General features: G+C 73.8%; 5 protein-coding genes. All 5 read left to right on the forward strand.

Annotation, left to right across the window (positions count from 1 at the left end):
• Positions 1-157 precede the first annotated feature (157 nt).
• The 5 genes from AA75_RS53700 to AA75_RS15850 all read left to right on the forward strand — a co-directional run bounded on the left by AA75_RS53700 (position 158) and on the right by AA75_RS15850 (position 6293).
• Positions 158-1579, forward strand: a complete 1422-nt coding sequence (locus AA75_RS53700) for a sensor histidine kinase (protein ID WP_051812510.1) — start codon at positions 158-160, stop codon at positions 1577-1579.
• A complete protein-coding gene (locus AA75_RS15835; protein ID WP_033820670.1) occupies positions 1531-2187 on the forward strand; it encodes a response regulator transcription factor in 657 nt (218 codons plus the stop codon). The genes AA75_RS53700 and AA75_RS15835 overlap by 49 nt, the downstream gene beginning before the upstream one ends.
• Before the next feature lie 187 nt (positions 2188-2374).
• Entirely contained in the window at positions 2375-3997 is a 1623-nt protein-coding gene (locus tag AA75_RS50890) for a DUF2637 domain-containing protein (protein WP_199520335.1), read from the forward strand.
• Between the two features lie 125 nt (positions 3998-4122).
• Entirely contained in the window at positions 4123-5412 is a 1290-nt protein-coding gene (locus AA75_RS15845; protein ID WP_033820671.1) for an aldolase/citrate lyase family protein, read from the forward strand.
• Positions 5413-5645: 233 nt separating this feature from the next.
• Positions 5646-6293: a YigZ family protein gene (locus AA75_RS15850; protein WP_033820672.1), complete on the forward strand. Its 648-nt coding sequence runs from the start codon at positions 5646-5648 to the stop codon at positions 6291-6293.
• Positions 6294-6804 lie beyond the last annotated feature (511 nt).

Consider the following 6804-nt stretch of genomic DNA (forward strand, 5'->3'; position numbering starts at 1 on the left):
GGAGGGGCTTCTCGCATTTCCGGACCCGGTCGCACGACCGTGAATCGGAGGGTGGACCTAGCACCACCTTGATCGTGGTCCCCGGGCCAGTGTTTCCACCCGCCGGTCCCGACAGACTGGTGACCGTACGGAGGCAGTGGAGCGAGAGGGAACACGGATGGCGACGCAGAGCATGACCGCGGTGACGGGATCGGCGGAACGCTTCCGTGGGTGGCTCGGAGGGGCGGTCCAGGCGTTGGGACGCTGCCTGCTGCTGGCGGTCCGGGCCGCGGCCGGCCCGTTCGTGCTGCTGGTCTGGCTGGGGATCTGCCTCACCCGCCTGCTCGACGACCAGTGGTACACCTTCCAGGAGGTCTTCTGGGCGTTCGTCGGCGCGCTGCTGTGGCCGGTGGCGTTGATCGCGTGGTCCCGGCTGAGCGCACGGTCGACGCGGCGGGCCGCCCTGGAGTGGTACGGGATCAAGCTCCCCGTGTCGTACGCGCGGGTGCCGGTGGCGACCGTGGACGAGCGGGGGCACTGGTGGACCGGGCGTTCGTACCACCGCAACCGCTGGAGTGCGGATGCGGTGCTGTACGTGCGGACGGTGGCGGGTGACGCGGCGACCTGGCGGGACGTCAGGGCGATGGTGGTGAACGGGGCGCTGGCCGTGGTGCTCACCCTCCCGGTGCTGGGTCTGGCGGTCTTCGGTGGTGGCGTGGCGGTGGTGGCGGGGGCCGCGGCGTTGCTCGACTGGCAGGACGGCTCCGGCCTGGCCTCCGTGCCGGCGATGGCGGTCCACGGCATCCAGGGCCTGTTCGCGCTCGCGATCGGTCTGCTGTCGGCGCCGTACGGGGTCCGGCTGTACGGGAGGTGGCTGCAGCGGACGCTCGACCGGCAGCGCGGGGGACGGCAGGAGCAGGCCCGGCTGACCCGGCGGGTCGAGCATCTCACGGCGACCAGGGCCGACGCGGTCGGGACCCAGGCGGCGGAGCTCCGCCGGATCGAGCGGGACCTGCACGACGGTGCCCAGGCGCGGCTGGTGGCGATCGGACTCACGCTGGGGACCATCGAGCACCTGTTGGAGAGCGATCCGGCCGCGGCCAGGTCGCTGCTGGCGGAGGCGCGGCAGTCCTCGGCGAAGGCCCTGAAGGAGCTGAGGGACCTGGTGCGGGGCATCCATCCGCCGGTGCTGGCGGAGCGCGGGCTGGCGGACGCGGTGCGGGAGCTGGCGCTGGAGGCGCCGCTGGCCACGGAGGTGACGGTGAGTCTGCCGGGCCGGCCGGAGGCGCCGGTGGAGGCGGCGGTGTACTTCTGCGTGAGCGAGCTGATGGTCAACGCGGCCAAGCACTCGGGTGCCGGGCAGGTGTGGGTGGACATCCTGTACCGGGCCGGGCAGCTGCGGGTCACGGTCACCGACGACGGCTGCGGCGGGGCGAGCATGGAACGGGGTGGCGGGCTGTACGGGATCGAGCGGCGGTTGGGTACCTTCGACGGAGTTCTGACGCTCGACAGCCCGTCGGGCGGGCCGACGACCATCACCATGGAGCTGCCGTGCGCGTTGTCCTCGCCGAGGATCTCTACCTTCTCCGCGAAGGTCTGACGAGGCTGCTGGAGGCACACGGCTTCACCATCGCGGCGGCCGTCGAGACCGGGCCCGACCTGCTGGATGCGCTGCTGGAGCACCGGCCGGACGTCGCGGTGGTGGACGTGCGGCTGCCGCCCACCCTGACGGACGAGGGGTTGCAGGCGGCACTGGCCGCGCGGCGCCGGATTCCCGGTCTTCCGGTCCTGGTGCTCTCCCAGCACGTCCAGCAGCTCTACGCCCGGGAACTGCTGGCGGACGGCTCGGGCGGGGTCGGCTACCTGCTGAAGGACCGGGTGTTCAACGCCGACCAGTTCATCGACGCGGTCCGCCGGGTGGCGGCCGGCGGTACCGCGATGGACCCGGACGTGATCGCCAAGCTGCTGCAGAGCAACGCCCGTTCGCAGCCGGTCGGGCGGCTGTCGCCGCGCGAGCGCGAGGTGCTCGGCCTGATGGCCGAGGGGTGCTCGAACTCGGCGGTCGGTGCCAGGCTGCTGATCAGCGACGGAGCGGTCGCGAAGCACATTGCCAATATCTTCACGAAGTTGGAACTCGCGCCCGCCGAGGACGCCAATCGCCGTGTCCTGGCGGTACTTGCGCATCTCAACGGAGCCGGCGAGGGCTGACCGGGGCCCCGGGTGGGGTCGGACGAAACGCGTGTGCGAGTAGTATCCGGTGGGCCGAACCGGTCCCACGCGCAGCGCTCCTGTGTGCCCGGCAGTGGTCCTGTCTGACGAGGGTGTCCGACGCGAGCGGATCCGGCGGCAACGGTCGCGTACGGCAGCAGCCGAGTCCCCAGGGGTTGATCAACGAATGTCACGTCCATCCCTCACCCGTGCCCACCGGGTCCTGCTGGGGTTGGTGGCCGGAGGCGCCTGCCTGATCTCCGGCATCGGGTTCGCGGGCTCGTACGCCGCGGTGCGAGAGCTCGCCCTGGAGAAAGGATTCGGCACCTTCTCCTACGCCTTCCCGATCGGTGTGGACGCGGGCATCGTGGTCCTGCTCGCGCTGGACCTGGTGCTGACCTGGCTGCGGATCCCGTTCCCGCTGCTGCGGCAGACGGCCTGGCTGCTGACGGCGGCGACGATCGCGTTCAACGCCGCCGCCTCCTGGGGTGACTCGCTCGGCATGGCGATGCACGCCGTCATCCCGGTGCTCTTCGTGGTCGTGGTCGAGGCCTCCCGGCACGCCGTCGGCCGGATCGCGGCCATCACCGCCGACCGGCACATGGAGTCCGTGCGGCTGATGCGGTGGGTGCTGTCGCCGGTGCCGACCTTCCGGCTGTGGCGGCGGATGAAGCTCTGGGAGCTGCGGTCCTACGACGAGACGGTGCGTCTGGAGCAGAATCGCCTGGTGTACCGGGCACAGCTGCGGTTCCGGTACGGCCGGGGCTGGCGCCGGTCGGCGCCGTTCCAGGCACTGCTCCCGCTGAAGCTCGCCAAGTACGGTGTGCCGCTGGACCCGAGTGTGCTGGACCGGATCGACGGACCGCTGCACGCGGTGCAGGGGCCGCAGGCCGGTCGCTCGACGCTGACCACCGCGAGCCTTCAGGAGCCCGTCGCGATCCGCGCCGAGAGCGCGGAGCCGCAGGAGGCCCAGGCCGGGCAGGCCGAGCAGGACCAGGCGGCGGCGTCGGCGGTGTCCGCCGCGATGGCGGTGCCGACGCTGGCGAAGCTGGCGGCCGTCCGGCTGCGGGACGCGCAGGATCCGCAGGGCGACGAGCAGCCGGCCCGCCCGGCGGCGGAGCAGAGCGAGCTGAACGTCTGGACCGCGCGTGCGGTCCGCGCGCACACCGAGCAGATGGAGGAGGCCGCCCGGACGGCGCGTACGCCGGGGCAGGCCTCGCCCTGGTTCAAGCCGCCGCGGCCGACCCGGTCGGCGGGGGACCCGGTCGAGGTTCCGGTCCGGCAGGAGCAGCGGCAGCGGGCCGACCGGCCGGTGGCCGCCGAGCGGCGCGGCCCGGAGGGCTGGGTGTCCGAGCAGCGCAGGCCGGCTCCGCAGCGCGAGGCCGAGGGCCGTCGGGCGCCGGTCGGTGCCGGCGGGCCGGTGGCGGCCGGGCCCGAGCAGGTGGCGGAGGCCGAGCCGATCCGGATCGGGCACCGCCCGGTGCGGCTCGACGGCGAGCTGCACGCGGAGCCGCAGGCGGCGGTGGCGGAGCAGCTCCCGTTCGACCGGGCGGCCGCGGCGGAGCCGGACGAGCAGTGGGCGGGCCGCCGCCCGGCGCCGGAGCCGCTCGACCCGGACGTCTGCTTCGAGGCGCTGATCAGCTACATGGACGTCTACGACAGCCAGCCCGACCAGCAGCGGTTCGCCGAGTTCCTGACCCGGGAGTGGAACGTGGCCGGCAGCCGCCCGGACGGTTCGGTGAACCCCAAGGACCTGGACCGGATCTGGCAGCACCTGCAGGACCGTTACGTCGCCGCGGGCCGCGAGTAGACCGGCCGGGCGCCGACGGAGCCCCGGTCCGCCCCTCGGGCGGCCATTGACGCCCCGGACGCACCGCCGTTACCTTCACATCAACAAATTGTTGAAGATGCTGTCTGTGTCGTGGAGGAGTCCGGATGTCGCAGGTCCAGGTGGACGGTAGCAACCCCGGCGGCGGGGCCTCGTTCTCGGCGGCCGCGCGTGCCGCCGTCGACGCGCTGCTCGCGCCGGTCGACGCGGACCTGGCCCGCCGGTACCCCGGGGACCCGGGCACCCGCCAGCCCGTGCACACCGTCTACGTCCCGGCCGACGCGTTCGCCGCCGACACCGTCAGCAGCTGGGGCCGGCAGGCGCTGGAGGCCTTCGACACCCACGCGGCCACCCCGGCGCAGCTGGCCGAGGCGCTCGGCGTCCCGGCCGACGAGCTGCTCGCGGACGTGCACGCCCGGGTCCGCGCCAAGCTGGAGCGCGAGCCGGTCGAGGACCTGCGGATCGACTTCGAGGACGGCTACGGCCCGCGCCCCGACGCGGAGGAGGACGCCGCCGCGGTCCGCACCGCCGAACTGGTCGCCGCCGCGGTGGCCGACGGCACCGCCCCGCCGTACATCGGCATCCGGATCAAGTGCATGGAGGCCGCGGTCCGCGACCGCGGGATCCGGACCCTGGAACTCTTCCTCGCCACCCTGCTGGCCGCCGGCCCGCTGCCGGAGGGGCTGGTGCTCACCCTGCCGAAGGTCACCTACGCCGAACAGGTGACGGCGCTGGTCCGGCTGCTCGAGGACTTCGAGCGGCGGGCCGGGCTGCCGGCCGGCCGGATCGGCTTCGAGATCCAGATCGAGACCACCCAGGCGATCCTCGGCGCCGACGGGCGGGCCACCGTGGCCCGGATGATCGAGGCGGCCGAGGGCCGGGCCACCGGCCTGCACTACGGGACCTTCGACTACAGCGCCTCCTGCGGGGTCAGTGCCGCCTACCAGAGCATGGACCACCCGGTCGCCGACCACGCGAAGGCCGTCATGCAGGTGGCCGCGGCCGGCACCGGCGTTCGCCTCTCCGACGGCTCGACCAACGTCATCCCGACCGGGCCGACCGCGCAGGTGCACGCGGCCTGGAAGCTCCACCACGACCTGGTCCGCCGCTCGCTGGCCCGCGCCTACTACCAGGGCTGGGACATGCACCCGGCGCACCTGCCGACCCGGTACGCGGCGGTCTACACCTTCTACCGCGAGGGGCTCGCGGCGGCGGCCGCCCGGCTGGCCGCCTACGTGGCGAAGGCGGGCGGCGACGTGATGGACGAGCCGGCCACCGCCCGGGCGCTCAGCGGCTACGTGCTGCGCGGACTTGACTGCGGCGCGGTGGACCTGGCCGAGGTCACCGGGCTGACCGGCCTGGACCGCCGGCAGCTGGACGCGCTCGCCGGGCGCTGACGGGTCGGGCGGGTTCGAGCGGGTTCGGGCGACTTCGGGCACCGAGGAGGCGCTGACGGGGTCGGGCCGGGCCGCCAGGGCTGGGGCCCGCGTTAGGCTGGCGGGGGCAGGGGGGCGCCGCCGGCCTGCTGCTTCTCCCGGGTTTCCGTTCTCCGTGGACGGGCGAGCGGGCAGTCCGCGCCGTCCCGCTCCCGTCCCGCCCGCCCCGTGAACCGCTCTGGAGACCCCGCACCATGTCGGAGCCCAGCCCCAGGCCGTACCTGACCCTCCGGCGCTCCGTCAGCCAGGAGACCGAGGTCAAGAAGTCCCGGTTCATCTGCCACCTGGCGAGGGTCGGCGACGAGGACGAGGCCCAGGCCTTCGTGGCGGCCGTCCGCAAGGAGTACTGGGACGCCCGGCACAACTGCACCGCCTTCGTGGTGGGGGACGTCCAGCGCCGGGAACGGTCGAGCGACGACGGCGAGCCGGGTGGCACCGCGGGCGTCCCGATGCTGGAGGTGCTGCGACGGCGCGGGATCACCGACACCGTCGCGGTGGTGACGCGTTACTTCGGCGGGATCAAACTGGGCGCGGGCGGACTGGTACGGGCCTACGGGAGCTCGGTCTCCCTGGCGCTGGACGAGGCGGGACTGCTGGAGCGGCGGCCGGTGGCGCTGCTCGCCGTGACCGCCGGCCACACCCGGGCCGGGCGGTTGGAGAACGAGCTGCGGGCGGCCGGCCACGAGGTGCGGGGCCTGGTCTACACGGCGGACGGGGTGAGGATCGAAGTCGGGGTGCCGGAGGCGGAGGTGACGGGTTTTCACGCCTGGCTGGCGGAGAACACCGGCGGGACCGCGCACGCCGAGGCGGCCGGGCGCAGCTTCGTGGAGGTCCCGGTCTGAACCCGACCACGCCCCGTGCCCAGCAGGCAAGCAATGCCACGGGGTAACACTCGAACGAATGAACAATGCCCGGCAGCGGAACTTCCGCTCCGGGCCCTTTCGTCTTCTACCACAAGGAGTGCGGACGGGCACGGCGTCCGACGGCCCGACCGGGCCGCCGGGACCACCCGCCCGCACCTCGCGCAGGACACGTCACGGCAGCACCGCACGGACGGATCGCAGACACCGGCAGAGCAGGCCGCCCGACCGGGCCGGCCGACCAGATGGAGGACTTCAGGCCCCACCGCCGCACCCCGGGAGGTACCGCGCATGACACCCGAGCACGCCCCGCCGCCCTATCGGATGACCGTCACCACACCCCGGACGCACCGAGACACGGTGGCTCTGGCAGACCAGTTGCTGGCCGCGTGGCTGAAACAGGAGGGCCACGAGGAGCCTCCGCCGCCCGCCGAGCACCGCCGCGCCGAGCAGCACCCCGCCGGGGCCGTGGCCGCCGATCCGGCCGCCCCGC

It is taken from the genome of Kitasatospora sp. MBT63, from assembly GCF_000710465.2.
Lineage (GTDB): Bacteria > Actinomycetota > Actinomycetes > Streptomycetales > Streptomycetaceae > Kitasatospora.